The 25784-nt window shown below is 60.8% G+C and carries 25 protein-coding genes; 18 read left to right on the top strand and 7 right to left on the bottom strand.

Annotated elements, in window-relative coordinates; all coding sequences use genetic code 11:
* Positions 1–89 precede the first annotated feature (89 nt).
* The 6 genes from P0D68_RS04730 to P0D68_RS04705 all read left to right on the top strand — a co-directional run bounded on the left by P0D68_RS04730 (position 90) and on the right by P0D68_RS04705 (position 5782).
* Positions 90–854, top strand: a complete 765-nt coding sequence (locus P0D68_RS04730; RefSeq protein WP_408294973.1) for a substrate-binding periplasmic protein — start codon at positions 90–92, stop codon at positions 852–854.
* 29 nt (positions 855–883) lie between these two features.
* Positions 884–1540, top strand: coding sequence for an amino acid ABC transporter permease (locus P0D68_RS04725; protein ID WP_091805720.1), 657 nt, complete (start codon positions 884–886; stop codon positions 1538–1540).
* A complete protein-coding gene (locus P0D68_RS04720) occupies positions 1537–2283 on the top strand; it encodes an amino acid ABC transporter ATP-binding protein (protein WP_408294969.1) in 747 nt (248 codons plus the stop codon). The genes P0D68_RS04725 and P0D68_RS04720 overlap by 4 nt, the downstream gene beginning before the upstream one ends.
* Positions 2284–2290: 7 nt before the next feature.
* On the top strand, positions 2291–3583 hold the full coding sequence (locus P0D68_RS04715; protein ID WP_408294966.1) for an NAD(P)/FAD-dependent oxidoreductase: 1293 nt from the start codon (positions 2291–2293) through the stop codon (positions 3581–3583).
* Positions 3584–3750: 167 nt separating this feature from the next.
* Positions 3751–4080 carry a hypothetical protein gene (locus P0D68_RS04710; protein ID WP_408294963.1) on the top strand — a complete coding sequence of 110 codons (330 nt, stop codon included), beginning with the start codon at positions 3751–3753 and terminating at the stop codon, positions 4078–4080.
* Positions 4081–4804: 724 nt separating this feature from the next.
* Positions 4805–5782 carry a phytanoyl-CoA dioxygenase family protein gene (locus P0D68_RS04705; protein ID WP_408294960.1) on the top strand — a complete coding sequence of 326 codons (978 nt, stop codon included), beginning with the start codon at positions 4805–4807 and terminating at the stop codon, positions 5780–5782.
* A gap of 350 nt (positions 5783–6132) precedes the next feature.
* On the opposite strand, the gene P0D68_RS04700 is transcribed toward P0D68_RS04705, so the two are convergent.
* The gene (locus tag P0D68_RS04700; RefSeq protein WP_408294957.1) at positions 6133–7260 is read right to left on the bottom strand and encodes an aminotransferase class V-fold PLP-dependent enzyme; all 1128 of its coding nucleotides are present in this window, start codon (positions 7258–7260) and stop codon (positions 6133–6135) included.
* Positions 7261–7501: 241 nt separating this feature from the next.
* Here P0D68_RS04700 and P0D68_RS04695 point away from each other — a divergent pair, with 241 nt between their 5' ends.
* Together P0D68_RS04695 and P0D68_RS04690 are read left to right on the top strand one after the other, a co-directional pair.
* Complete coding sequence (locus tag P0D68_RS04695; protein ID WP_408294954.1) at positions 7502–8299, top strand: hypothetical protein; 798 nt, start codon at positions 7502–7504, stop codon at positions 8297–8299.
* Positions 8300–8332: 33 nt separating this feature from the next.
* Entirely contained in the window at positions 8333–8716 is a 384-nt protein-coding gene (locus P0D68_RS04690; protein WP_091805700.1) for a nuclear transport factor 2-like protein, read from the top strand.
* Between the two features lie 25 nt (positions 8717–8741).
* Here the strand turns inward: P0D68_RS04690 and P0D68_RS04685 are convergent, their stop codons facing one another.
* The 3 genes from P0D68_RS04685 to P0D68_RS04675 form a co-directional block, all read right to left on the bottom strand.
* Positions 8742–9056, bottom strand: coding sequence for a helicase (locus tag P0D68_RS04685; RefSeq protein WP_408185899.1), 315 nt, complete (start codon positions 9054–9056; stop codon positions 8742–8744).
* Positions 9057–9163: 107 nt separating this feature from the next.
* Complete coding sequence (locus P0D68_RS04680) at positions 9164–11413, bottom strand: xanthine dehydrogenase family protein molybdopterin-binding subunit (protein ID WP_408294950.1); 2250 nt, start codon at positions 11411–11413, stop codon at positions 9164–9166.
* Complete coding sequence (locus tag P0D68_RS04675; protein WP_408294947.1) at positions 11414–11941, bottom strand: (2Fe-2S)-binding protein; 528 nt, start codon at positions 11939–11941, stop codon at positions 11414–11416.
* A gap of 145 nt (positions 11942–12086) precedes the next feature.
* On the opposite strand from P0D68_RS04675, the gene P0D68_RS04670 reads away from it, so the two are divergent.
* A complete protein-coding gene (locus tag P0D68_RS04670) occupies positions 12087–12983 on the top strand; it encodes a LysR substrate-binding domain-containing protein (RefSeq protein WP_408294944.1) in 897 nt (298 codons plus the stop codon).
* Here P0D68_RS04670 and P0D68_RS04665 read toward each other — a convergent pair.
* Positions 12970–13857, bottom strand: coding sequence for a LysR substrate-binding domain-containing protein (locus tag P0D68_RS04665; protein ID WP_408185895.1), 888 nt, complete (start codon positions 13855–13857; stop codon positions 12970–12972). The two genes, P0D68_RS04670 and P0D68_RS04665, sit on opposite strands and share 14 nt — an antisense overlap.
* Positions 13858–14097: 240 nt before the next feature.
* Here P0D68_RS04665 and P0D68_RS04660 point away from each other — a divergent pair, with 240 nt between their 5' ends.
* From P0D68_RS04660 to P0D68_RS04625, 8 genes are all read left to right on the top strand, one after another.
* Positions 14098–15054: an amidohydrolase family protein gene (locus tag P0D68_RS04660; RefSeq protein WP_408185894.1), complete on the top strand. Its 957-nt coding sequence runs from the start codon at positions 14098–14100 to the stop codon at positions 15052–15054.
* Positions 15054–15980, top strand: a complete 927-nt coding sequence (locus P0D68_RS04655; RefSeq protein ID WP_012428924.1) for an amidohydrolase family protein — start codon at positions 15054–15056, stop codon at positions 15978–15980. Before P0D68_RS04660 ends, P0D68_RS04655 begins: the two co-directional genes overlap by 1 nt.
* Before the next feature lie 119 nt (positions 15981–16099).
* On the top strand, positions 16100–17494 hold the full coding sequence (locus tag P0D68_RS04650; RefSeq protein ID WP_408294941.1) for a UbiD family decarboxylase: 1395 nt from the start codon (positions 16100–16102) through the stop codon (positions 17492–17494).
* The gene (locus P0D68_RS04645; protein WP_408294938.1) at positions 17491–18081 is read left to right on the top strand and encodes a UbiX family flavin prenyltransferase; all 591 of its coding nucleotides are present in this window, start codon (positions 17491–17493) and stop codon (positions 18079–18081) included. The genes P0D68_RS04650 and P0D68_RS04645 overlap by 4 nt, the downstream gene beginning before the upstream one ends.
* A gap of 40 nt (positions 18082–18121) precedes the next feature.
* The gene (locus tag P0D68_RS04640) at positions 18122–19228 is read left to right on the top strand and encodes a CobW family GTP-binding protein (protein ID WP_408294935.1); all 1107 of its coding nucleotides are present in this window, start codon (positions 18122–18124) and stop codon (positions 19226–19228) included.
* A gap of 143 nt (positions 19229–19371) precedes the next feature.
* Entirely contained in the window at positions 19372–20712 is a 1341-nt protein-coding gene (locus P0D68_RS04635) for a nucleobase:cation symporter-2 family protein (protein WP_408294933.1), read from the top strand.
* An 86-nt stretch (positions 20713–20798) separates the two neighbouring features.
* Positions 20799–22178, top strand: coding sequence for an isoxanthopterin deaminase (locus P0D68_RS04630; protein ID WP_408295217.1), 1380 nt, complete (start codon positions 20799–20801; stop codon positions 22176–22178).
* Positions 22179–22198: 20 nt separating this feature from the next.
* On the top strand, positions 22199–22930 hold the full coding sequence (locus tag P0D68_RS04625; protein WP_408294930.1) for a maleate cis-trans isomerase family protein: 732 nt from the start codon (positions 22199–22201) through the stop codon (positions 22928–22930).
* A 74-nt stretch (positions 22931–23004) separates the two neighbouring features.
* Here the strand turns inward: P0D68_RS04625 and thrS are convergent, their stop codons facing one another.
* Positions 23005–24219 carry a threonine--tRNA ligase gene (gene thrS / locus P0D68_RS04620; protein WP_408294927.1) on the bottom strand — a complete coding sequence of 405 codons (1215 nt, stop codon included), beginning with the start codon at positions 24217–24219 and terminating at the stop codon, positions 23005–23007.
* Positions 24220–24585: 366 nt separating this feature from the next.
* On the opposite strand from thrS, the gene P0D68_RS04615 reads away from it, so the two are divergent.
* On the top strand, positions 24586–25071 hold the full coding sequence (locus P0D68_RS04615; protein ID WP_408185888.1) for a GNAT family N-acetyltransferase: 486 nt from the start codon (positions 24586–24588) through the stop codon (positions 25069–25071).
* A gap of 30 nt (positions 25072–25101) precedes the next feature.
* Here P0D68_RS04615 and P0D68_RS04610 read toward each other — a convergent pair whose 3' ends face one another.
* Positions 25102–25686 carry a flavin reductase family protein gene (locus P0D68_RS04610; RefSeq protein WP_091805650.1) on the bottom strand — a complete coding sequence of 195 codons (585 nt, stop codon included), beginning with the start codon at positions 25684–25686 and terminating at the stop codon, positions 25102–25104.
* Positions 25687–25784: the final 98 nt, after the last annotated feature.

Below are 25784 nucleotides of genomic sequence, written 5' to 3'. Positions count from 1 at the left end.
CGTCCACCGATATTTTTGATTCGAATAATATGCACCAACTGATGGTTACCGATATTCCGACCGACCGTCGTCAACTCGTGGAGAGACTCATGTTCCAGTTCGCCAAACGCTTCGCCAGTGTCTTTGCAACAGGATTGCTGCTCGCCGGTGCGCCGGCCTTGTCGGCAGCCGCCACCACGTACGAGATTGGAGCGACGGCCACCGGTGTGCCGTTCACCTTTCTCGATGTGAAGACCAATTCGATCCAGGGCCTGCTGGTCGATGCGATCACCGCGACCGGCAAGGCGGCGGGCTTCGACGTGAAGATCGAGCAAACCACGTTCTCCGCGTTGATTCCGTCGCTGACCACGAAGAAGATCGACATCATCTCGGCAGCCATGCTGAAAACGCCGGCGCGCCAGCAGGTCGTCGATTTCTCCGACACCGTGTACTCCTATGGCGAAGGCCTGATCGTGCGCGCCGACGATAAAGGACAGTACACGTCCATGGACGACCTCAAGGGCGAAGTGGTCGGCGCGCAGGTCGGCACCGCGTTCGTCGATGCGTTGAACAAGAAGGGCATCTTCAAGGAAGTGCGCACCTACGATTCAGTCGCCGACATCATGCGCGACGTCGCACTCGGCCGCATCAAGGCGGGCTTCGGCGACCATCCGATTCTGGCCTACCAGCTTCAGCACAATCCCAATCCGCAATTGCGCCTCGTCAGTGGCTATCAACCGTCGGTGAAAGGCCAGGTGTGTTTTGTCGTGCGCAAGGGTGACACGGCGACGCTGGAGCAGTTGAATGCCGGCATCAGAAAGATCAAGGCCGACGGTACGCTCACGCAAATCGTCAAGAAGTGGCAGGTGGAATGACGTCGCTTTCCGAATAAGGAACGTCTGCCATGTTCTTCCAGAACGCCGTCGAGTTTCTGCCGATCCTGCTCAAAGGCGCGGTTGTCACGATCGAGATCACCTTCTGCTCGTTCGTTCTGAGCACCGTGCTCGGCCTCGTGCTCGCGCTGATGCGCGTGTCCAGCAACCGCATCGTATCGAACGCCGCCGCGACTTTTATCAACGTGATCCGCGGCCTGCCCATCATCGTTCAGCTCTTTTACATCTATTTTGTGCTGCCGGACCTCGGCGTGCAATTGTCGGCGTTCCAGGCGGGTTTCATTGGCCTTGGCGTCGCGTACTCGGTGTATCAGGCGGAGAACTTTCGCGCCGGCATTCAGGCGATCGATCACGGGCAGATCGAAGCGGCGCAGTCCATCGGCATGCGCGGCGCAATGATCATGCGGCGCGTGGTATTGCCGCAGGCGTTCCGGATCGCACTGCCGCCATATGGCAATACGCTCGTGATGATGCTCAAGGACTCGTCGCTCGCATCGACTATCACCGTCGCCGAAATGACGCGCGCCGGACAGCTCATCGCATCGTCCACGTTTCAGAACATGACGGTCTTCACGCTGGTCGCGTTGCTTTACCTCGGACTCAGCCTGCCGCTCGTCTATGGATTGCGGCGGCTCGAACGCCGTCTCGGACTGAAGGGAAAACGATGATCAAGGTCGACTCGATTCACAAGCGCTTTCACGATCAGCACGTGCTCAAAGGCGTCAGTCTGAGAGTCGAACGCGGTCAGGTCGTGTGTCTGATCGGTCCGTCCGGATCAGGCAAATCGACGCTGCTTCGATGCATCAACGGACTGGAGCGGCACGACGCCGGCACGATCACGGTGGAAGGCCAGGCCGTCGACGCAGCTTCGAAACAGATCCACGACCTGCGCGCGCAGGTCGGCATGGTGTTCCAGCGCTTCAATCTGTTTCCGCACCGTACAGCGGTGGAAAACGTGTTCGAAGGTCCGGTATTCGTGAGAAAAGAAGCGCGTGCACAGGCACGCGAGCGGGCCCGCCATCTGCTCGAGAAGGTCGGCCTCGCGCATCGCATGGACGCGTACCCCGCCGAAATGTCGGGCGGACAACAACAGCGCGTGGCCATTGCGCGCGCACTGGCCATGGAACCTAAAGCGATCCTCTTCGACGAGCCGACTTCGGCACTTGATCCGGAACTGGTCGGCGAAGTACTGGGCGTGATGCGCCAACTCGCCGACGACGGCATGACCATGATCGTCGTCACGCATGAGATGGGCTTTGCGCGCGAAGTGGCCGATCGCGTGTGCTTTCTTCATGACGGCACGATCCACGAGGAAGGCTCCGCCGCCGATCTGTTCGAACGTCCGCGCAATCCTCGCACTCGCGAGTTTCTCGGCAGGATGCCCACGCTTACCGACGCCCCCCGGATTTGAAAACATCATGAGCCTGGTTGAAGTTGCAAAGCCGTTGCCTCCCTCTTTGTGGGCGGCAACGGCGGAACCCGCGGTCGATACACCGCCGCTAGACGGCTCGGTCACAGCGGACGTGGCGATTGTCGGCGCCGGTTACACGGGTTTGTCGACGGCCTTGCATCTCGCGGAACAAGGCATACGCGTCTGTGTAATCGACGCCAACGAGCCCGGTTGGGGCGCGTCCGGCCGTAATGGCGGCCAGGTGATTCCCGGCCTGAAATACGATCCCGACGAACTCATCCGACGCTACGGCCCACGCGATGGCGATGCGCTCGTGCAAATGGCAGGCGGCGGCGCCGATTCGGTTTTCACGCTGATCGAGCGCCATGGCATTCAATGCAACGCGACTCGCGCCGGCTGGATTCAGCCGACCCATTCGAGCAAGCTGCTCGGCACACTACACAACCGGGCGCAGCAGTGGGCGTCGCGCGGCGCGCCGGTTGAACTGCTCGACCGTGCGCAGATATCGAAGCGGCTCGGCACGGACGCATTCGTCGGCGGTTGGGTCGACCTGCGCGCGGGCAGCGTGCATCCGTTGAGCTATGCGCGCGGCCTCGCGCGCGCGGCGCAAACGGCGGGCGCGGCGATACACAGCGGAACCCGTGCTGCGAGCGTCGAGCGTGGTCCGAAAGGATGGAGGATTCGCACGGCACAGGGTTCGCTCATCGATTCGAAGCAGGTGCTGCTGGCGACCAACGGTTATACGGATGGGCTTTGGCCGCAACTCGCTCAATCCGTGATCGCCGCAAATAGCTTTATCGTCGCAACGAGGCCGCTACCTGATGATGTCGGCGCAACGATTCTGCCCGGTGGCGAAGTGGCTTCCGATTCACGGCGACTGCTGCTCTATTTCCGCAAGGACGCACATGGACGTTTGCTGATGGGCGGACGCGGCCCCTTTCGCGAGCCTCGCAATGCCGCGGATTGGGCGCATCTCGAACGTGCCGCCCGGTTGATGTTTCCACAACTGAAGGACATCGAATACGAATACCGATGGGCGGGTCGTATCGCCATCACCCGCAACTTTTTGCCGCACGTGCATGTGCCGGCAGAAGGGATGACGATCGCGCTGGGTTACAACGGACGCGGCATTGCAATGGCGACGACGTTAGGAAAACATCTGGCCGCTTTGATCGGCGGGACGACACGTGGCTTGCCGCTTCCGCCGACCTCTATCGAACCTGTGCCGTTTCATGCGTTGCAGCGGTTTTATATCAGTGCAGGCGTGGCGTGGTATGGACTGCTCGATGCGCTTTCTTGAAGCATAAGTTCGGGTGTATGCGGTGTGGCTGGCGCAGCTCCTATTGAAAACGGCACGTATCCTTTTCGGCATGAATAAGAGTCGGCGGCACAGCGATTGCTGCGCTTTTGGTCGGGCAGGCGACGACCGTCTGTTTCTTTATTCAGTCCGATAAGGAGGGATGGATCATGAGCAAGGCAATCAGCACATTGATCGCGGCCATCGCCGCACTTACGCTGTCGGGTGGCGCTTATGCACAGACAGCGGGAGGTTCGAACGGCACCGGTTCAGCGGGTAGCACGGCAAGTCCCGCGAATCAGGTGAATCAGCCGAGCAGTGGAATGAGTGGTTATGGCACGCCTGGCGCTACGAATTCGGATAGCGGGATGGCTGCCAAGGCGCCGAATTCGGGTTTGCCGAGTGGCACGAACAGTAGCTCTACATCTGGGACCAGCGCTCCTAAAAGCAACAACACGTTGGCAAGGCCAAGTGTCGTTTCGCCTGCCGCTGGCCAATGAGAGATGTAAAGCTCAAGACCAACCGCGAATATGAGCGTAAGTAATTTCGACTTGCGCCCCACTTCCGCAGCAGCAGGAATGAGTCAATACGACCGGCCTCCACCGGCGCACACTGCCGAGCATTGCAGACATTGAGGACTTCGCCACAGCACGCGCGGTGACGGATGCGTGAGTATCGATGAGGGTCTAACCGATTCACGCCTCGGTGGAGAAGGTCATCACGAGTCAAGGCTCGACTCGTAGCTGACGATTTTCGTCGAAGTCCATCGCGGAGAAATTCGGGTCGGTCATTCGCCATTGGTCGCATGAAGGGCCGCTGCCCGGTCGGACAGCGCTCCCTCGTCTTTTCCTGACATTTTCCTAACGGTCGCACCACTGCACGCTTAGTGGGCGCGCCGTAATCTCAATCGTCCCAATCTTTTAAAAGTATGTGGTCTCTAGGCTGCCAAACAACCGCAGCTGTAACGAGATAGTAAAAGGAATCCTTAACATCGGCGATTTCCTCTACCCATCCCTCATTGCGATTAACCGTTCTCGCTATGTTCGGGATCTAACAGAACAACGCATACAGAGCAAATATGATCTAACCGCTGCGGAGCATCGTCTGCCATGAGCAACTGTCAGTTATATAAATTACAGTCTGCTTTCGTTCGCAACCAATCAGCTGGCTGCGAACAATGCTGCAGAGTGCACATATAACTCGGAACATAAATCAGGAAACCGAATGGATATGGCGACCCAACATGCTCCTGATCTTGGCGGCAACGCATTCATCGGGTCCCCTAGCCGGTTTCCGGAATATCTCTCTTCGTTAGAACGCAACGGTTTTCTTTGCGTACCGGACTTTGCATCGGCTGACGACGTACAGTTCATCAATGCCACACTGCAGAAGCTCCTGCGCGACGGGACGGGTTTCAAGGAAGGCGCTCGGCGCGACCTGGTTGATCCCAACGATTCCCTAGGCTCCGATAGCTTGACCGAACTGGTGTTGCCGCATAACTATGCGCCCGAGCTTCATCAGACACGCTATTTTGCCGACGCCCTTCGGCTCGCGCGCGCCATCCTTGGACCCGAAGCCGAGTTTGCCTTCGACCATGCCATTCTCAAGCCCGCACTGCATGGCGCACAAACGCCGTGGCATCAGGACGAGGCATATCAGTCGGGCCCGGAGCAGGGGCGCCGGCAGATCGCGGTGTGGATGGCAACCTCGGCGGCAACGCTCGAGAACGGGTGCATGCGTTACGTGGCGGGCTCGCATCTGGGCGAAGTCCTGACACATCGTCCCTACCAAGGAGACGAGCGGGTTCATGGGCTCGAATGCATCGACGCATTCAATCCAGACGACGTGAACTACTGCCCTGTCGAGGCTGGCGGAATCGTGATTCATAGCGGACGCACGCTGCACGGCGCTGGTCCGAACCAGACGACTAGTGCACGTCTTGCCTACATCGTCGTCTTCGCTGCGCCCGGCGCTGTGGAGCATGTACCACGGGAATTCAGCTGGCTGCAGCGTCCCGCCGAGGCAGCTTCACAACGCCGTCGGCAATGGCTGATACGAGGGGGCGTGTTGATCGAGGTCGCTCGCAAAGTCCGGCGTTCACGTCAGCGAGCAACAAGCGGATTCGCACAGCAATTGCAGCAGGCGCTCATGCGTCGAATTCGCGGAAGACTGGGTGGCCGCGGCGCGTCGAAATCCAAGTAGTGCGCAAGACGTTTTCGAGGAGCGTCGCTCCCCGTAGAAAGGCGCTGGTGGCAGGGCGTTGGATCAACGCGGCAGAGCCCGCGGAACGCGACATTCGTCGCTTAATGCGATCACGAGCCGCAGTGGGTTGGGAGTGCCAGTTCATCGATTCAAATAGCGGGCGTCCAGTTGCTTGATGCCACCGGCGTGAGCAACGGGACACCTTGCTCACGCCGGATCTAGCACGTTTCAATGTCGGCATTGGCCGAACAATGCGTATTAGGATCACCACCAAGCTTCGCAGTTCCTCCTGCCGACGTGGTTGCGATGACGAGCGATACGCACGTACGCCGCAAAAAAGAAAAATCGCTTTAAACAATACTATCCAACGCCTTCGCAAGCCTCGCTACCGCAGCTTCGACGTCATGCAGCTTGTCCAACCCAAACAATCCAATGCGGAAGGTCTTAAAATCCTCAGGCTCGTCGCATTGAAGCGGAACGCCAGCCGCAATCTGCAAACCCGCATCGGCAAACTTCTTACCCGATCGAATTCCATCATCGTCGGTGTAGCTGACGACAACGCCCGGTGCCTCAAACCCTTCAGCCGCCACGCTTCTAAACCCCTTATCCGCAAGAAGTGACCGAACACGCTTCCCAAGCTCAAGCTGCTCCGCTCTCACTTTATCGAAGCCGTAAGCCTCGGTCTCCTTCATAACGTCACGCAACGTCGCGAGACCGTCCGTAGGCATCGTCGCGTGATACGCGAACCCACCGTTCTCGTAGGCTTCCATGATCTGCAGCCACTTGCGAAGGTCACAAGCGAAACTGGTACTCGTCGTCCCGTTGATTCTTTCGCGGGCAAGCTCACTCAGCATGACCAGACCGCAGCACGGTGACGCGCTCCATCCCTTTTGCGGTGCGCTGATCAGGACGTCAACGCCGCTCGCCTTCATGTCGACCCAGACCGTACCGGAGGCAATGCAATCCAGTACGAACATGCCGTCGACGGCATGCACAGCGTCGGCCACCGCGCGCAAATAAGCGTCCGGCAGCATGATCCCGGATGCGGTTTCGACATGCGGCGCAAAGACCAGATCCGGCTTGTGTTCCCTGATTGCGGCGACCACGTCTTCGATAGGTGGCGGTGCATAGGCAGCCTGTCTCCGTTCTTCGACCGGGCGCGCCTTCAGCACGATCGATTCAGACGGAATGCCGCCCATGTCGAAAATCTGCGTCCAGCGGAAACTGAACCAGCCATTCCGGATGACAAGACACTTCCTGTTCGTTGCGAACTGCCGGGCGACGGCTTCCATGCCAAACGTCCCACTGCCAGGTACAACAACGACCGAGTTCGCGTTGTAGACCTTCTTCAGAGAATCGGAAATATCGCGCATCACTCCTTGAAAGAGCTGCGACATATGATTGATTGATCGGTCGGTGTAAACGACTGAATATTCGAGGAGCCCCTCGCGGTCGACATCGGGAAGTAAGCCTGGCACGTTTGTCTCCGGTTATAGATGAATATTTGTACGTGAAACAGATTCTAGCGAAAGCTATGTGCGGCTGCGGCAAAAAGCATTTTGCATTGCTGCTGCCGGCCCGTGGCGCCGGTCGCTGCCAGGCCAGCGGGGCATCCGCCTGGCTTGATAGAACGAGCCACTCCGTCGGTTTGAACCGTCGCCTCGCCCTCCGCAGACCCGCTTCCTACTTGGAACTATACTAGGACACTTGGAGGTCCCCATGCCCGACCACGACAAACCGCATCCACTCCGCCCGTTCCTGAAAAATTGGATTTGGGAGCATGGACGGATCGGCACTCGCTATCTTGACTACGCGGATGCCGAGATCAAGTTTGATGAAGGCAAGAAATCGCATTTCGCAGCCGAGAAATACACCTACGTACCCCTCGGCAAGGACGCTCAAGACGACGTGTCCAAAGATGGTCCCGCGATCCAGGAAGCGGGACTCGCCCGCTTTCTGCGAGCCGCGCAATTGGGCACGCCAGAGGAAGCAGGTTCTGTCGCCGAGGTTCAACGCGCCGTGCAGGACTGCGTCGAACTCGGCCTGTTCAGCGCCTATCAATCACAGGCTCGAGAAGCATTTGGCCGCTACGCGCAAGAACCCATGTTCGACGACGAGATTCGCGCAGCGGTTGTCGACGACATCAGGCGTATGTACGCTGGCATGCCAGAACAACTGGCGCTATACGATTTCAGCGTGCTTTACGGCTTGCCCACGCCGCTGCTGATCAACGAGGCGCCGTTCATCGACTGGCGTGTGCGCGCCAGTCCGGCACTTCCGTTTGTATCGCTTCCGCTGGGACCTTACTGCCTGCTCGTAGGTGCGCCGTCTGGGAGGCAAAGCCGAATCGGATCGGTGGTCTGGAAAGCCGCTGCGGCGATGGGCCCGTTGAAGGACCACAACCGCCAGATCGCGGAGCACGCACGTCTTTGGCTGGTGGCGACCAATGATGACCAACTCGTCGCTGAAAAAACCCGCATTGCCGCGACGACGGGGGTTATTCCTCGACGCACGTAACTGTTGAACGTAGACGTTATCCGGAGGCACGCCATGCAGGACGAGACAATACGTGAGGCACTGAATGCGCACTGGCAAGCGTCGGCGGCCGGCGATCTCGACGCGGAACACGATATTTACGATGACGATGCCATCTGTGACTATCCGCAGTCAGGCGAGCGAATCCTCGGGCGAACGAATTTGCAGGCACTGCGGAGTCATCATCCAGGCAAGCCAGCAGGTTTCGATGTCAGGCGCATTCAAGGGGAAGGCAATCTATGGATAACGGAATACGCCATCAACTATAACGGGCGGCTGGCGTACACGGTCAGCATTATGGAGTTCTGCAACGGCAAGGTTATTCACGAGACGCAGTATTTTTCCGATCCATTTGAAGCGCCGAGTTGGCGGAGTCAATGGGTTCAGCAAATCGCGTGACTATGCGATGCATTGCCCCTCTTCCTTACGCCTCTTTCAACCAAGGCATTTCCACAGGCGACACCACCAACTGCCTACCATCGCGCTTCAGTTCGAAGATAAACCCCACCAGAATCATAGAATCGGCATAAGGGATCGGAAACACGTGCGGATTTTCCGCAGCGCGCAGCGGCCGAGCCGGCGTGTCCGCCGTCACCGCAGCATTCTCGCGGACGCTTTCCAGCTCGTCAGCCATGGCCTGACCACTGAGTTTCACGACACGGCTACGCAGGTCGCTGAAGGGTTCGATACGTGCCGCATCTTCGTTGTATTCGGGCACTTCATAGATGAACCAAGACATGTGCAGCTCCCAAGGAAAGGGCAGCCATTCTAACAGCGGCTTAATCGGTCGCGGATTCAACCGGTCGATGCAATAGCCAGATCGAATCGCGCAACCCCGCCTCAAGCCTACGCCTTCCGGCCCACTTTCTCCAACTCAAACGGCGTATCGCGCAACCGATTCCCCGTTAGCCTGAACACCGCATTAGCAACCGCCGGCGCCACCGAAGGACTCGACAACTCCCCCACGCCACCCGGTTTCGACGTATTCCCCTGCACAATCAGAACGTCGACCTCGGGCATATCACTCATCCGCATGACCCGATAACTATCGAAGTTCTTCTGCTGAATCTGCCCATGCCGAATATCAATGCGATCCGCTGTCGCATGCCCGAGCCCCCACATCAATCCACCATAAAGCTGTTCCTCTACACCACCAGGCGAGACAGCCAACCCACAATCCGCGACACAGGTGAGCTTCTCGACTACAACCCCATCGCCCTTGCGAGCCACCCGCGCCACGACCGCCACATAACTGCTATACGCCTGATTCGTCGCCACACCCAAAGCAGTCCCGGCAGGCAACGCCTTTCCCCACCCGGCCCGTTTCGCCGCCTCACGCAAAACAGCCTGATGCCTCAGATCCTTCATATGCGCGAGCCGAAACTCGACCGGGTCCTGATGCCCCGCATGCGCCGCCTCATCCATGAACGACTCGACCGCGAACACATTCGGGATATAACTCACCGCCCGATACCACCCGGTCGGCACCCCCGTCTCATGCCGCACCCAACCGATATCCACATGCGGCGCGCCATAAGCGAACTCATACTTGCTGATCGCTTCGGTCGTGCTGTAATCCATCCGATCCGGCCGATCGAAGTACCCCGGCTCCCATTGTTCCGGCGAAGCAGGCATGACCGCGCGCAATTGCAGTGTCGCCAGATTGCCGCGCGCATCGAGCACGGCCCTCGCCCGGTGATAGCTCGCCGAGTGATAGTAAAGCGCGCGCATTTCGTCCTCGCGGCTGTTCATCAGCTTGACCGGCTGCCCAACCTTCAACGCAAGCCACGTCACTTCAAAAAGCCAGTACTTCGATTCACGCGACCCAAAGCTTCCGCCTGAAACCAGCTCATGCAGCACCACACGATCCGACGGAATACCGCCGATCACCTCGGCCGCCTCCTGCACCGTCGAAGGCACCTGCAGACCACCCCAATACTCGATCCCTCCATCCTTCGCCCACGCAGTGACGTTGATCGGTTCGAGCGGATTCTGCGCCTTATAAGGCATCGAATAAGCAGCCTCGATCACCCGCGCACCATGCGGCCACGCAGCCTTCACATCGCCGCTCTGAATGGTCGGCACCACCCTTGCCGCAGGATCGTCGAGCCACGCCGCCTGACACGCGGCAAGCGTGCTGCTATCGAAAGTTTCAAGCGGACTGTCTTCCCACTCCACATGCAGCGCGACCTGCCCCTTATGCGCCGACCAGTAGTCATCAGCCAATACGGCCACGCCCGCCTGATTGCCGCCGAGAATGTCCGGCCTCCCAGGAATCTGCACGACCTGCCGCACACCGGGCACGGCCAGCGCGGCTTTGGCATCCACGCTGCGCACGCGCGCATCGATCACCGGCGCACGCGTGACGACCGCGACCAGCATGCCCGGCAACGACACGTCGATGCTGTACGGAAACGCGCCTCTCGCCTTCTCCGCCGCGCCGCGTTTCTTCTGCAATTTGCCGATATATTTGAACTGCGACGGGTCTTTCAACACGACGTCTTTAGGCGCGGGCAATCGCGCGGCGACCTGCGCCAGCGAGCCATAGTCCGCACGCTTGCCGCCAGCCTTGTCGATTACGAAGCCGTTTTCCGTCGAACATGCCGATGGCGCCACATTCCATTGCATTGCCGCGGCAGCGATCAACATCGCCCGCGCTGTCGCGCCTGCACGTCGCAAGCGGTCGTATTCCAGCGAGACGCTCGTACTCCCGCCCGTCGAAAACACCTTCCACAACGGATGAATGTAATCGCCGTAAAACGGATTCTCCGGCGTAATCACATCCACGCGAAACGGATCGACGTCCAGCTCTTCCGCAACCAGCGCAGCGAGCGCGGTACGCGTTCCCGTGCCGGAGTCGTGTTTATGGACGACGAGCTTGATCGTATCGTCCGGCAGTACGCGCACCCATGCATTCGGTTCGAATTCGCCGGCTTGCGGTTTGGGGTCGCCGCTTGGGCTATTACCGTTGGCGAACGCTTCAGGCAACTGGAAGCCGATCGCAAGCCCCGAGGCCAACAGCGCCGAACTCTGCTTGATGAAGCGACGGCGCGCGGCGCCGCGAGCGCTGGTCAGCGCGTCTTTGTCGTTGCGCATTCAAGCCTCCTCGTTCGTAGCATGAAGCGAGCAGGCGGACGCGCAAGCAGGCATCTCTACCGCCGCCAGCGCCGTATCACCCGAAGCCGCCCGCTTGATCGCCTTGCGAATCCGCGAGTACGTGCCGCATCGACAGATGTTGCCCGACATCGCCGCCGTGATGGTTTCGTCGTTGACGGTCGGCTTGTCCTTGAGAAACGAGGCCGCCTGCATCAATTGACCGGACTGGCAGTAGCCGCATTGCGGTACATCCTCGGCGACCCACGCGAGTTGCAGCGGATGCCGGCCGTCCTTCGACAATCCTTCGATCGTCGTGATGCGCTTGCCCGTCACCGCGGCTATCGGCAGCAAACACGAGCGAACCGCCTCGCCTTCCAGATGCACCGTACACGCACCGCAAAAGCCGCCGCCGCAGCCGAATTTGGTGCCGGTCAATTTGAGCCGGTCGCGCAACACCCACAACAGGGGCATGTCTTCCGGTACATTGTCGAGCGAGTGCCGCGTATCGTTGACCACGATATCGATCATGCGCTGTCTCCTGAATGGTGTTGTGCAGCGCGGCGCATGCATGAACGAGAGCGTGAAAGACCGCGTGCTTGCGGCCATTATTGAAAGCCGTAAAGCACAACGCCAGCGACGATTTCTTCCATCACCCGTAAGTCCGGCTAACACCATGTTGAAGCGCTATCCGTCCATCCAGTCGATGCAGGCCTTCCTGCTGGCAGCGCGCCTCGGCAGTTTTTCGAGCGCGGCGCGGCAGTTGTCGCTCACGCATAGCGCGATCAGCCAGCAGATCCGCACGCTCGAAGAATTCGTCGGCCAGCCACTTTTTGTGCGCGAAAGCGGCCGCGTGGTGCTGACGGATGCCGGTGTGCTGTTCGCCAATCAGTTGGCCGATGGCTTCGAGCAGATCGATCGCGCGTTGTCGTCGGTGAAAGAACGCCCGGTCAAACAGTCGATCACGCTCGACGTCGATCCCGAACTCGCGCAAAGCTGGCTGGTCGCGCGCTTGCCGGTCTTGCTCGGCGCGTTGAGCGGCACATCCCTCACGGTGTTGTCCACGCCGCGCCATGACCGCAGCGCGTTCGAGCGTGTGGATATTGCGTTGCGGTACGGATATGGCGAATGGGACGGCTTCGAAAACACGCTAATCTGCGGCGACCGTCTAACGGCCGTGGGCTCGCCATCGCTGCTGGAGGAACGCGGGCTTACCGTGCCGCTCACGCCGGAGCAGCTGCTGGAATTGCCGTTGCTCGGCTATACGAAGCGTTCGTGGATTCCCTGGCTCGCCGCCGCGGGTCTGCCCGAAGTCGAGCCCGATGCGGTAGCGGTCTTCGACAACGCCGCCGGCTTGATCGCCGCCGCGAGTGCAGGCGTGGGCGCGGGTTTGGCGCGCGGCCTGCTCGCCGCCGACGCGCAACGCAACGGCAATCTGATCGAACTCACGCAGGTGGAAATTCCCACGCACTACAACCTCTACGCGGTATGGCCGCGCGAGAAAGCCGAGCGCGTGGCGCCGCTGATCGACGTGATACGCGACCTGGTAGCAAAAACGGTCAGCACACGCTAGCCGCCACTTCCCGCACAGTATCGAGAAAGAGCGACAGCACCGGCGAAGGCGTCTCCGCGCGATAACGCGCATACAGCGACACCTCGGGACGCGGCGCCGCCACCGGCACAAACGCGACACCACCCGTCGACAATTGTCGCGCGGAAGAAGGCAGCAAGGCCACGCCCAGCCCTTCCCGCACGAGGCACAACAGCGTATGCACCTCGACCACTTCCTGATCGATTCGCGGTGTAAACCCCGCCTCGACGCAACAGTCCTGTAGAAACCGCGCCAATTGCGACTGCCGCAGCCCGAACGACACGAAGCGCTCGCTCTCCAACTCGCGCAACGCAATCTCTTCACGCGAGGCCAGCGCATGCCCCAACGGCAGCGCAATCACCGCAGATTCGCGCATCACCACTTCGCTGCGAATCTCCGGATCCTCATGCGAGACGCGGAAGAAACACACATCGAGCCGGCGCTCCTTCAACGCGAGAATCTGCGCGGCCGGCGTCATCTCATGCAGCGTCCACCGCACTTGCGGATGCTTCTGCGCGAATACCCGTAGAGCGCGCGGAATCGGCTCGACCATCGCCGAGCTGATGATGCCGATCTCGAGACTCCCCACTTCGCCGCGCCCCGCGCAGCGCGTCAGATCGATCGCGCGTTCGAACTGCGCGAAGATCAACGGCACCTGTTCTTTAAGTGTTTTCCCTGCCTCGGTGAGTTCGACACGGTGCTGCGAGCGCGTGAACAACGCGGTGCCCATCTCCTCTTCGAGGATGCGAATCTGCTGGCTCAGCGGCGGCTGGGAAATGTGCAGCCGCGCGGCTGCCCGGCCGAAATGCAGTTCGTCGGCAAGCACCGCGAAGTAACGCAACAGCCGGATGTCCATATCGCAAACGTATCAAGATCGTGGTTAAAAAATATTGTACAGAGCGTTTTTATCTTGTGAGACTGCATCGCAAGCAGCAGTGCACATCAGTGTGACACTCGATGCCGGCGAGGGGAAGGCGCACAAACACTGCGTCTTGCAAAGGGCCGCATGGGCAAGCCCAACGGGCTGAGTCCATCGATGCGCCTGCCCGCGATCCGGCAACTGGATACACCAGTTCCTCTCAAGGAGATCGAGTACATGATCATCGACACTAGCTGTTACCCGACCAACCTGGTCGACCTCGCGTGGCGCCATGACGGCGAGCCATTTTCCGGCGAGCGTCTGATCGAGGTGATGGACGGCCCCTACATCATCAACGGTAAGCCTCGCCGCATCGACAAGGCGTTCATTCAGCCGCCGCAAGGCAACACCATCTATACGTGGACCGACGGCGAACGCTCGGGCCGCGAGTCGATCGACGACTACATGGCGTACACCGTGGAATGCGTCCAGAAGTACCCGGACCGTCTGCTCGGCTGCTTCGTCTACAACCCGCGTTGTGGTCCGGAGAACGGCGCCGAGGCGATCGAGTTCTATGCGAAGGAACACGGCTTCAAGATGGTGCAGTTGCAGGCCAACATGCATGCGTATCGCCCCGACCGCGCGCTCGACTGGCTGCGCCCCGCGTTGCGTAAATGCGCAGACCTCGGCCTGCTCGTGAAGCTGCACACCGGCGACGGCCCGTACAGCATTCCGAGTGAATGGTATCCGCTGATTCGCGAATTCCCGTCGGTGAATTTCATCATGGCGCACTTCGGTGTGCAGACGGGCGGCGTGTATTGCTTCGAGCCGTATCAGATGGCGCTCGATACACCGAACGTGTATTGCGAATCGAGCTGGTGCCTGCAATCGCGCATCGTCGAATTCGCGAAGGTGCTGCCCACGCACAAGATTCTCTACGGTTCCGACACGCCGCCGAACGAGCCGGGCATGTGGCTGCGTTTGCTCGAAGTGTTGTGCCACGAACCGCCGCAAGGCCTGAATCTCGACGAAGACACGCTCGAGGATTATCTCGGCAACAACCTCGCCCGCATGATCGGCCTTGAGCCGAGCGCGCCGCCGAGGAGCGTCGAAGAAGCGCAAGCCTATCTGAAACACCATGCCGGCACCGCGAAGAAACACGCGGGCGAGGCCCACTACGCAGGAGCCCGCTGATGATCATCGATACCCATCTGCACCCCACGAACCTCGTCGACGAAGCGTGGCGCCACACCGGCGAGCCGTTCACCGGCGAACGCCTGCTGAAGATGATGGACGGTCCCTACATCATCAACGGCAAGCCGCGCCGGATCGACATGGGCTTCATTCAGCCGCCGCCCGGCAACACCGGCTATCGCGACGGCAATCGACGCGGCCGCGAAGGCATTCGCGACTACATGTCATATATCGCCGAATTGACGCAGAAGTACCCGGATCGTTTTATCGGCAACTTTACGTACAACCCGCGCTGGGGCCCGGAAAACGGCGCGGCCGAGCTCGAATTCCACGTGAAGGAATACGGCTTCAAGATGCTCAAGCTGCACGCGAACATGCACGGCTACCGGCCGGATCGCGCGCTCGACTGGTTGCGTCCCGCGATGAAGAAGTGCGCGGAGCTCGGCGTGGTCGTGCTGATCCACACCGGCGACGGACCGTACACGATCCCCACGCAGTTCTATCCGATCATCCGCGAATTCCCGATGGTGAATTTCATCATCGGTCACTTCGGGATTCAGACGGGCGGCAACTATTCGTTCGAAGCCTTCTGGATGGCGATGGACACGCCGAACGTGTACTGCGAATCGGGCTGGTGCTATCAGTCGCGCATCGTCGAATTCGCTCGCGAGCTGCCGCGCAACAAGATCGTGTTCGGCACGGATTCGCCGCCGAACGAGCCGGGCATGTGGTTGCGCGAACTCGAAATGCTGTGCGGTCCCGCACCGCAAGGCATGAATCTGGATGAGGACGGCCTCGAAGACTACATGGGCAACAACATCGCCCGTCTGGTCGGAATCGAGCCGACCAAGCCGCCGAAGGATCTCGCCGAAGCGGAAAAGCGTTTGAAGGCGACGTACGTGAATGATGTGACGCAGCCGGCTTAACGCTGACTGCCCGATGGTTTGAAAGCAGGCGCGGTTAGCGCCGCGCCTGCTTCTTTCGTCTCACGCGTTTCGACTCAACCAGCGGTCCGCTTTCGTTATCGCTTTCGACGGAGTTCACTATGGCGGATAACCTCTTCCGCGCTACACAGGATTTTCATCGCTTCGCGCAGGCGTATCGCGAGCACTATTCGGACGATGTATTGACGCTGACTCAGCCGCTGTCCGCGGACCAGGATGTCACAGCAGTCGTCGCGGAACTCGCCGCGCGCGGCCAGCATCCCATGCTGATCTGCGAGAAGGTCGACGGCATCGCGACACCTCTCGTCACCAACTTTTTCGCTTCACGCACACGCATTGGACGCCTGTTCGATGTCGATGCGTCCGGCCTCTTCGAAGCGTATCAACGACGCGCCAATGCACCCATCGCGCCCGTGTACGTGGCGAACGGTCCCGTGCTGGACCAGGTGATAGAAGGCGACGCCGTCGATCTCGCGCAGTTGCCGATGATCCGCCACTTCGATACCGACCGCGGCCCGTATATCACCAATGCGGTGATCGTCGCCGAAGATCCGGTCACGGGCGTCGCGAACCTCAGCTATCACCGCTCCATGCGGCACGCGAAGAACGCGTTGGCCACCAGCCTGCATTCGCGCGGCCATCTCTGGCGCATGCTGCAAACCGCGCAAGCGCGCGGCGACACGTTGAAAGTCGCGATGGTGATCGGCGCGCATCCGCTCTTCATGCTGGCCGCAGCCGCACGCGTACCGTTCGGCACAGACGAGCGCTCAATTGCAGGCGGTCTATTCGGTGCTCCGTTGGAACTGGTGCGCACGCCGCGCTACGGCATCGGCGTGCCCGCTTCCGCGGAGTTCGTGCTGGAAGGCACGATCGATCCTTCCGCGCACGCCGAAGAAGGCCCGTTCGGCGAGTTCACCGGTTATTCATCGGACCGCTCGACCAACAACGTGCTACGCGTCGACACGATGATGCGCCGTCACGATGCGTGGCTCGTCGATGTGGTCGGCGGTCCCTGCGCGGAACATTTGACGTTAGCCCGTTTGCCGCGCGAAGCGGAAATGAGCGAGAAGCTGAAGGCGCGTTTCCCGTCGGTCACCGCCTTGCACTATCCCAACTCCGGCACGCATTTTCACTGCTATGTCGCGCTGAATCAGACGCGAGACGGCGAAGCGCGCCAGATCATGCTTGCGCTCCTCGGCTGGGACCCGTATCTGAAGAACGTCGTGGCGGTGGACAGCGACATCGACATCACCAACGACTCGCAGGTCTTGTGGGCGATCGCCACGCACTTTCAGCCGCACGAGGACGTGTTTATCGTCGACGGCTTGCCAGGCAGTCCGCTCGATCCTTCGTCGTCCGCGGCGGGCACCACGTCGCGTATGGGAATCGACGCGACACGCGGCGCGCATTTCGACGGCATCCGCGCACGGATTTGCGAACGTGCTTCGCAACAGGCCGTGGACATTCTGACCCGCGCCGCCGGAGCACAGCGATGAGCGCGCGGCGACTCGTAGTCGGCATCAGCGGCGCTTCCGGCTTTACGTATGGCGTGCGCCTGCTGCAACTGCTGCGTCAACTCGATATCGAAACGCATCTGACCGTCTCGCGCAGCGCGCTGCTCACGATGACGCACGAGACCGACTACAAGTTCGCCGAAGTCAGCGCGCTCGCCAGCGCCACCTACCGTTGCGACGACATGGCCGCGGCCATTTCGAGCGGCTCATTCCGCTCGCTGGGCATGATCGTCGCGCCCTGTTCGATGAAGACGCTTGCTGAAATTGCCAGCGGCATGTCGTCGAGCCTGATTTCACGCGCCGCCGATGTCACGTTGAAAGAACGCCGCCCGCTGGTGCTACTGGCGCGCGAAACGCCATACACGTTGGCGCATCTGCGCAACATGATTGCCGTAACCGAAATGGGCGCGATCGTCGCGCCACCCGTGCCGGCGTTTTACGCGCGCCCGGCTTCACTCGACCAGATGATCGATCACACGCTAGGCCGCGTGCTCGATCTGTTCGGTCTCGAAGCGGGCACCGTCAAACGCTGGCGAGACGTGGAAATACCCGCACCGCAAATCGCCTGATAGCCGAACCGCAGTACGAACGAAGAAACGGAGACGAGCCATGAATCACATTCACACCACCCACAATGAAATCGAGAAAATCCCCGTCACGGTGCTGACCGGGTTTCTTGGCGCCGGCAAAACGACGCTGCTCAACTACATCCTGCGTGAGAAGCACGGCCGCAAGATCGCGGTGATCGAAAACGAGTTCGGCGAGATCGGCATCGATGGTGGCCTCGTGCTCGAATCGACCGAAGAGATCTACGAAATGACCAACGGCTGCGTCTGCTGCGTCGGCGCGGTGCGCGAGGATCTGGTGCGGATCGTACGCATGCTGGTGGAAAGGCCGGACCGGCTCGATCACATCATTGTGGAGACGAGCGGTCTCGCCGATCCGTATCCGGTGGCGCAGACGTTCTTCCTCGACGATCCGATTGCGAAGCAGGTCACGCTCGACGCCGTCGTCACGATGGTGGACGCGAAGCATATCGCGGCGCATCTGGACGATCTGGTGCTGGACGGTAGCGACAACCAGGCGGTCGATCAGATTGTGTGTGCGGACCGCATCGTCATCAACAAAGTCGATCTGGTCGGGCCGGACGATATCGCGTCGCTCACGCAGCGTATTCGCGGGCTCAATGCCACCGCAGAGATCGTGGAATCGAGCTATGCGCGGATCGACCTCGACAGGATTCTCGGCGTGGGCGCGAACGAGTTCTCGCAGATTCTCGTCGAAACCGATGGCTTGCACGAGGGAGAACACGCGCACGGCCACGAAGAACATCAAGCCAATCACGACCACGAACATGAGCACGATCACGCTCATCTCGGCGACGATCACGCCGACCATCAACACGACGAAAGCGTGTCCTCCGTCGGGATCGAAGTCGACGCGGATATCGACCTCCACGCACTACAAGCGTGGCTCGCGGAACTGCGCGACTCGGACGCGGCGAACCTGTTCCGCATGAAGGGCATTCTCGCCGTGCAAGGCCAGTCGCATCGCTATGTGTTGCAGGGCGTGCACAACGTCATCGAATTGCGCGCGGCGCAAGTGTGGGGTAGTGAACCGCGCTCGTGCCGCATTGTTTTCATCGGACGCGATCTCGATCGCGCCGCGCTGACCGACCGCTTCCATGCCTGTCTTGCCGTGCCGGTTGCGGCCTGACGGGAGACCCGGTCGGCGCGCGAAGTGATGCCGCACGGCGAGGCCCGTGCGGCGCGTTCCGATCGAAAACAAAATGCAAGTACCTTGCATGCGACCGGAGTAAGCGCTGAAGCGTTAATTCCGGTCGACATAGGAGACACGTCATGAACACCGCCATACACCCCGTCGATCGGATTCTGCCGAAGCGCCAGATGATCACGCTCGGTTTGCAGCACATGCTAGTGGCTTACATCGGCGCGATCGCTGTTCCACTGATCGTCGCGTCGGCACTGAAGATGTCGCCGGCCGACACCACCGTGCTCATCAGCACGGCACTGTTTTGCTCGGGTATTTCGACGATCCTGCAGACCGTCGGCTTCTGGAAGTTCGGTGTGCGTCTGCCGATTCTGCAAGGCGTCGCATTCAGCAGCGTCGGGCCGGTGATCGCGATCGGCACAAGTCCGGGCGTCGGCTTCGCCGGCGTATGTGGCGCGGTGATTGGCGCGGGTCTCTTCACGATGTTCGCCGCGCCGCTGGTCGGGCGCTTACGAAGGTTCTTTCCACCCGTCGTGACCGGCTGCATCGTAACCGTGATCGGCTTGCAACTGTTTCCCGTCGCGTATCAGTGGGCCGGTGGCGGCGAGGCCGCGCAACACCAGTTTGGCGCCCTGCCCTTCCTGAGCGTCACGCTGTTCGTCGCATTGGTCATTCTCGCGATCAACCGATTTGCCAATGCGTTCCTGCGCAACCTGTCGGTGCTCATCGGCCTGGTGGCGGGCGGCATTCTGGCGTGTTCGCTCGGCATGGGCAATTTCGCGAGCGTGGCACAAGCGCCGTGGTTCACCTTGCCGCTGCCGTTTCACTTCGGCACGCCCGTGTTTTCGCTGGTGCCGGTGCTGACGATGATCGTCGTCATGGTCGTGCAGATGGTCGAATCCATGGGCCTCTTTGTCGCGATCGGCGACATTGTCGATAAGGACGTGAGCGAGGAAGACGTGGTGCGCGGCATGCGCGCCAACGGGCTGGCCAGCGCGATTGCCGGCATGTTCGCGGCGTTTCCGTTCATCGCTTTCATGGAGAACGTCGGGCTCGTGATTCTGACGGGCGTGCGCAGCCGCTGGGTGGTGGCGATCAGCGGTGTCCTGATGTGCGTGGTGGCGCTGGTGCCGAAGATCGGCGCGGTGGTGGCTTCGACGCCTTCGGCGGCGCTCGGCGGCGCAGGCATCGCGATGTTCGGCGTCGTGGTCGCGGCCGGTGTGCAGACGCTGGCGAAGGTGGACTTCGAGCGCAATCGCTACAACGTGCTGATCGTCGGCTTTACGATCGCCACCGCGTTGATTCCAGTGATGGCGCCGCAAGTATTCAAGCATATGCCCGACTGGACGCAGCCGTTCCTGCATAGCGGTGTGGTGCTGGCGTGCCTGGTTTCCGTGGTGCTGAACGCGGTGCTCAACGGCGCGCATGAAGAAGACCTCGTGCCGGCGCACAACATGGTCCGCGAATAACGGACGCGGCATGACGAGCGCGGCCGGCACGCCTGTGTGGATCGCCGGCCGCTTCGCAGTAACTGAAAGGACATTGAATCGTGAGCATGCAAACTGAAGCGTTGCTGATCAAGAACCCTGTTGCGGTGATGAGCGGAATGAGCGGCGAGCGCGCGCGGCTCGGTCAGGTCGATCTGCGCATTCGCAACGGCCGTATCGAAGCCATCGCCCCGAACCTTGAACCGCGCGCCGACGAGCGCGTGATCGACGCGCGGTCTTGCGTCGTCTATCCGGGCTGGGTGAATACGCACCACCATCTGTTCCAGAATCTGCTGAAGGCCGTGCCTTCCGGTATCAATGCGGACTTGCAGGACTGGCTGGCCGCCGTGCCCTATCCGCGGCTTGCGCGGTTTACGCCGGACCTCGCGCGTGTCGCGGCGCGTCTGGGTCTCGCCGAACTGCTGCTTTCCGGCGTGACGACTTGCGCGGATCATCACTATCTCTATCACGCCGACGGCAGCACCGAAACCGGTGATCTGCTATTCGACGAAGCGGCTTCGTTCGGCATGCGCTTCGTGTTGTGCCGGGGCGGCGCCTTGCAGGCGGCCGGCGATCATCCGGGCTTTTCGAAAGTCGCACTGAAGCCCGAGACGCTCGATCAGATGCTGGCCGACATCGAACGTTTGAAGTCGCGCTATCACGACAGCGGCGCGGCCTCGATGCGCCGCGTGGTCGTCGCGCCCACCACGCCGACGTTCTCCCTGCCGCCCGAACTCCTGCCCGAAGTCGCGCGCGCGGCTCGGCGGATGGGTCTGCGGATGCATACGCATCTGTCCGAAACGACCCGTTATGTCGATTTCTGCAAGGAGCGTTTCAACCAGCTGCCGGTCGAGTTCGTCGCCGATCACGAGTGGCTTGGACCGGACGTCTGGTTCGCGCACCTCGTGCATCTGCAAGCCAGCGAAATCGCCATGCTCGCCGAAACGGGCAGCGGTTGCTCGCATTGTCCGGTCAGTAATGCGCGCTTAGGCAGCGGCATCGCGCCGGCGCCGCAAATGGCGGCCGCCGGCGTGCCGATGTCGCTCGCGGTGGATGGCGTGGCGTCGAACGAATCCGGCAGCATGACCAACGAAGCGCATTTCGCGTGGCTCGTGCATCGTGCGGCGCAGGGCGCGTCGGCGACCACCGTCGAAGAGACGATCCATTGGGGCAGCGCGGGCGGGGCCGGCGTGCTCGGTCTCGATGCGGTCGGCACGCTCGAAGTGGGCAAGGCGGCGGACTTCGTGCTGTACGACATTAGCGATCTGCGTTTCAACGGCTTTCACGATGTCGCGGTGGCGCCGGTGACGGCGGGCGAACCGGCGCGCGTTCGCTATAACGTGGTGAACGGCCGCGTGGTGGTGGATAACGGCGTGATTCCGGGTCTCGATCTCGACGAACTTCGTTACGAAGCCGCCGAGGGGGTGAAACTGTTGCTCGCTGACTAAAGGACAGGGGACGCTTCAGGATGCAAAGCAAACGAATCCGGCTCGGCATGCTCACGCCGTCGTCGAACACGGCGCTAGAGCCGATTACCGCTGCGATGCTGAGCGAACTGCCGCACGTCAGCGCGCACTTCGCCCGCTTCACGGTGACGGAGATCGCGTTATCCGAGGCGGCGCTCGGTCAATTCGACGCGAGCCGGATTCTGGCCGCCGCGCGTCAACTCGCCGATGCGCGGGTGGACGTGATCGGCTGGAGCGGCACGTCGGCGGGTTGGCTGGGGTTCCAGCGCGATCAGGCGCTATGCAGGCAGATCACCGAGGCGACCGGTATTCCCGCGACCACCTCGGTGCTGGCGCTCAACGAAATCTTCGAGAAAACTGGGGTAAGGCGGTTCGGTCTGGTGTCGCCTTATACCGATGACGTTCAGCAGCGGATCGTGCGTAACTACGAGACGCTCGGTATTAAATGCGTGGCGGAGCGGCATTTGGGGCTACAGGATAATTTCAGCTTTGCCGAAGTGCCCGACACACAACTCGCGATCATGATGCGCGAGGCCGCGTTCGCGAGACCAGACGCGGTGACGACCTTCTGCACGAATCTGCATGCAGCGCATCTGGTGCGCGCGTTCGAGATGGCGACGGATATTCCCGCGTACGACACGGTGGCGACAGTGGTGTGGAAGGCGTTGAGATTGGTGGATGTGGATACGAAGCCGTTGATGAGTTGGGGGCGGTTGTTTGGCGAACTGCGATAGCTTTGCGTTCGAGCGTTGCGCCAGATTGAAAGGCTGAAGGGCCTCATTCAATGCGCCCTTCAGCCACCGCGGCGTCAGATCACTAGAGGCACCGAAGGCGGCAACGCTGCCAACCGCAAATGCTCGACGCCGTCGGCCAATGCAACCGTCGACTGCTGTCCATCCCGCATGCGAATGCTGATCGTCCCGTCACGCTCATCACGCGAGCCCACCACGACCAGAATCGGCACCTGCTTTTCCCGTGCATCGACGATCTTTTTCTCCAACCGCTCAGGCCGGCTGTCCTGCACCGCTCTGACACCGGCAGCGTCGAGCGCACGCGTCACCTCTTGCGCGTAAGCCAGATTCGCGTCGCTGATCGTCGCCACCACGACCTGTTCAGGCGCCAGCCACACCGGCAACCATCCCTCATGATGTTCGAGCAGCATCGCGATGAACCGCTCCATGCTGCCGAGCACGGCATGATGGATCATCACCGGCCGCTCACGCTCATTGCGCTCGTTGACGAACTCGGCATCGAGCCGCTCGGGCAACACGAAGTCGAGCTGAATCGTGCCGCACTGCCAACTCCGCGCGCGGCTGTCCGTCAGATGAAACTCGAGTTTCGGTCCGTAAAAAGCGCCCTCTCCTTCGAGCACATCAAACTCCAACCCGGCCGCGCGCGCCGCATTCGCCAACGCCTCTTCCGCCCGATCCCACGTTTCATCGCTGCCCGCACGCATCGCCGGGCGCGTCGCGAGCGCGACCTTGAACTCGGGAAAACCGAGGTCCGCATAGACCGCGCGCAATAGCGAACAGAAGCGGCCGACTTCCGCCTCGATATGCACCGGCATGCAGAACACGTGCGCATCGTCCTGCACGAAGGCTCGCGTACGTTTGAGTCCTTCGAGCGAGCCGGAAGGCTCATCGCGGTGACACGCGCCAAACTCGCTATAACGCATCGGCAACTCGCGATACGAACGCACGCGCTGGTTGAACACCTGCACATGACAGGGACAGCTCATCGGCTTCAGCGACAGCGCGCGGCCTTCTTCGGCGTCGGCCAACGAATACATCGCCGCGCCGAACTTCTCCCAATGCCCGCTTTTTTCCCACAGCGAGCGCGCCAGCAATTGCGGCGTGCGAATCTCCCGAAAACCCGCGCGACGCATGCGGGCACGCACATAATCTTCGAGCACGCGATACAGTTCCCAGCCGCGCGGGTGCCAGAACACCATGCCGGCGCCTTCTTCCTGTTGATGGAAGAGGTCGAGTTTATTGCCCAATACACGGTGGTCGATGTCGTTCACAGTCTTGCTCCGTTTGATCGCTTAGCGCTGGTGGATGCCGCAAACGGAGGTCCAGAAACGCCAAAGGCCCCGTCCGTTTCCGGCGGGGCCTTTGGTGGTTTGCCACTGCTTCTGCTCCTAGCGCGTGCAACCTCCAGACGACCCGCCTGTGAAGGTGGTCGTCGTGGTGGTGACGGCAGCGAAGGGAATCGAGTGGAAGGCCATGGCTCGACAGTAAACGATTCGGCGACGCTACGTCAATCGCATTCTCGACGCGCTCTGGTCAGAACAGCAAGTTAAACGCTACGATGTATGTCTGATCCGAAACCGGCGCGCGATTCGCAACACGCCGGTCTGCAACTCAACTGATCCATCGAGCCTCCAACCTTGACCATCCATATCCGTCCCGCTCACGCAACCGACGCCGCGTTGATTCTTCGCTTCATCACTGAACTCGCGGTGTACGAAAAGGCCGAGCATGAAGTCGTCGCAAGCGTCCACGACATCGAAGCGAGCCTGTTTTCCGCCGAGTCCAGCGCGAAGGCATTGATCTGCGAAATGAACGGTGAGCCAATTGGCTTCTGCGTTTACTTTTTCTCGTATTCGACCTGGCTCGGCAAGCAAGGGCTTTATCTGGAAGACCTGTATGTGTCGCCGGCATCGCGCGGCAGCGGCGCGGGCAAACAGATGCTGCGTCACCTCGCAAACATTGCCTGCGACACCGGCTGCGGCCGCTTCGAATGGAGCGTGCTCGACTGGAACGAACCGGCGATCGGCTTCTACGAATCGATCGGTGCCAGCGCGCAAAGCGAATGGGTGCGGTATCGCCTGGCGGGGGATGCGCTCAAGAAATTTGCCGAGGGTGACGTTTGAGCGGTGTGTCTATATGCGCAACCCCCGACGTCACTGCGCCGCGCCATTCGCCACCGCGTCCACCTCGAACGCATCGCCCGTCGCAAAGAACGTTCCGCCGGCCACGTAGTGACAGGTGCGCAGATCGGGATCGTCGCCGAAGTGCCAGCGGTTATTCGAGTACACGCGGCTATCCGCATACGCCGCGACAACCTCGCCAATGATCAGGTCGTGGCGCTGGCTATCGTCCGGAATGACCTTGCACTCCATCCACGTGATGCAACCTGCGAGCATCGGCACGTCGATTTCTTGCGCGGGGAATGTCTCAAGATCGAAAGCTGAGAACTTGTCGAGTTCAGTGCCGGCGTTCGAACCCACCGCCAGCGTTTGTGCCGCGAAGCCAACGCTCGGCAACTGCAGACCGAACACGCCGCTTGCCTCGATCAGTTGCCGCGTGAGCGTGCGGCTATCCACGACCACGACCACCTTCGGCGGATTGAAGTCGAGCGGCATCGCCCAGGAGGCCGCCATGACATTCGAGCGGCCGCCGTGCGCGCTGGTGATGATCGTGACCGGACCGTGATTGAGTAATTGCGTGGCCCGCGACAACGCCACAGGTTCTCGGGTGACTTTCATACATAGGTTCCGCGTCGAATGAATGAGAGCGATTGTAGCGTCGGGGCTCGATGCGTGCTGCGCGTGCCATTGCGGGTCGATTCGGGTGAGAATGAAAC

The organism is Paraburkholderia sp. RL17-380-BIE-A, assembly GCF_046028085.1.
Lineage (GTDB): Bacteria > Pseudomonadota > Gammaproteobacteria > Burkholderiales > Burkholderiaceae > Paraburkholderia.
This window is presented reverse-complemented; position numbering and strand designations above follow the sequence as displayed.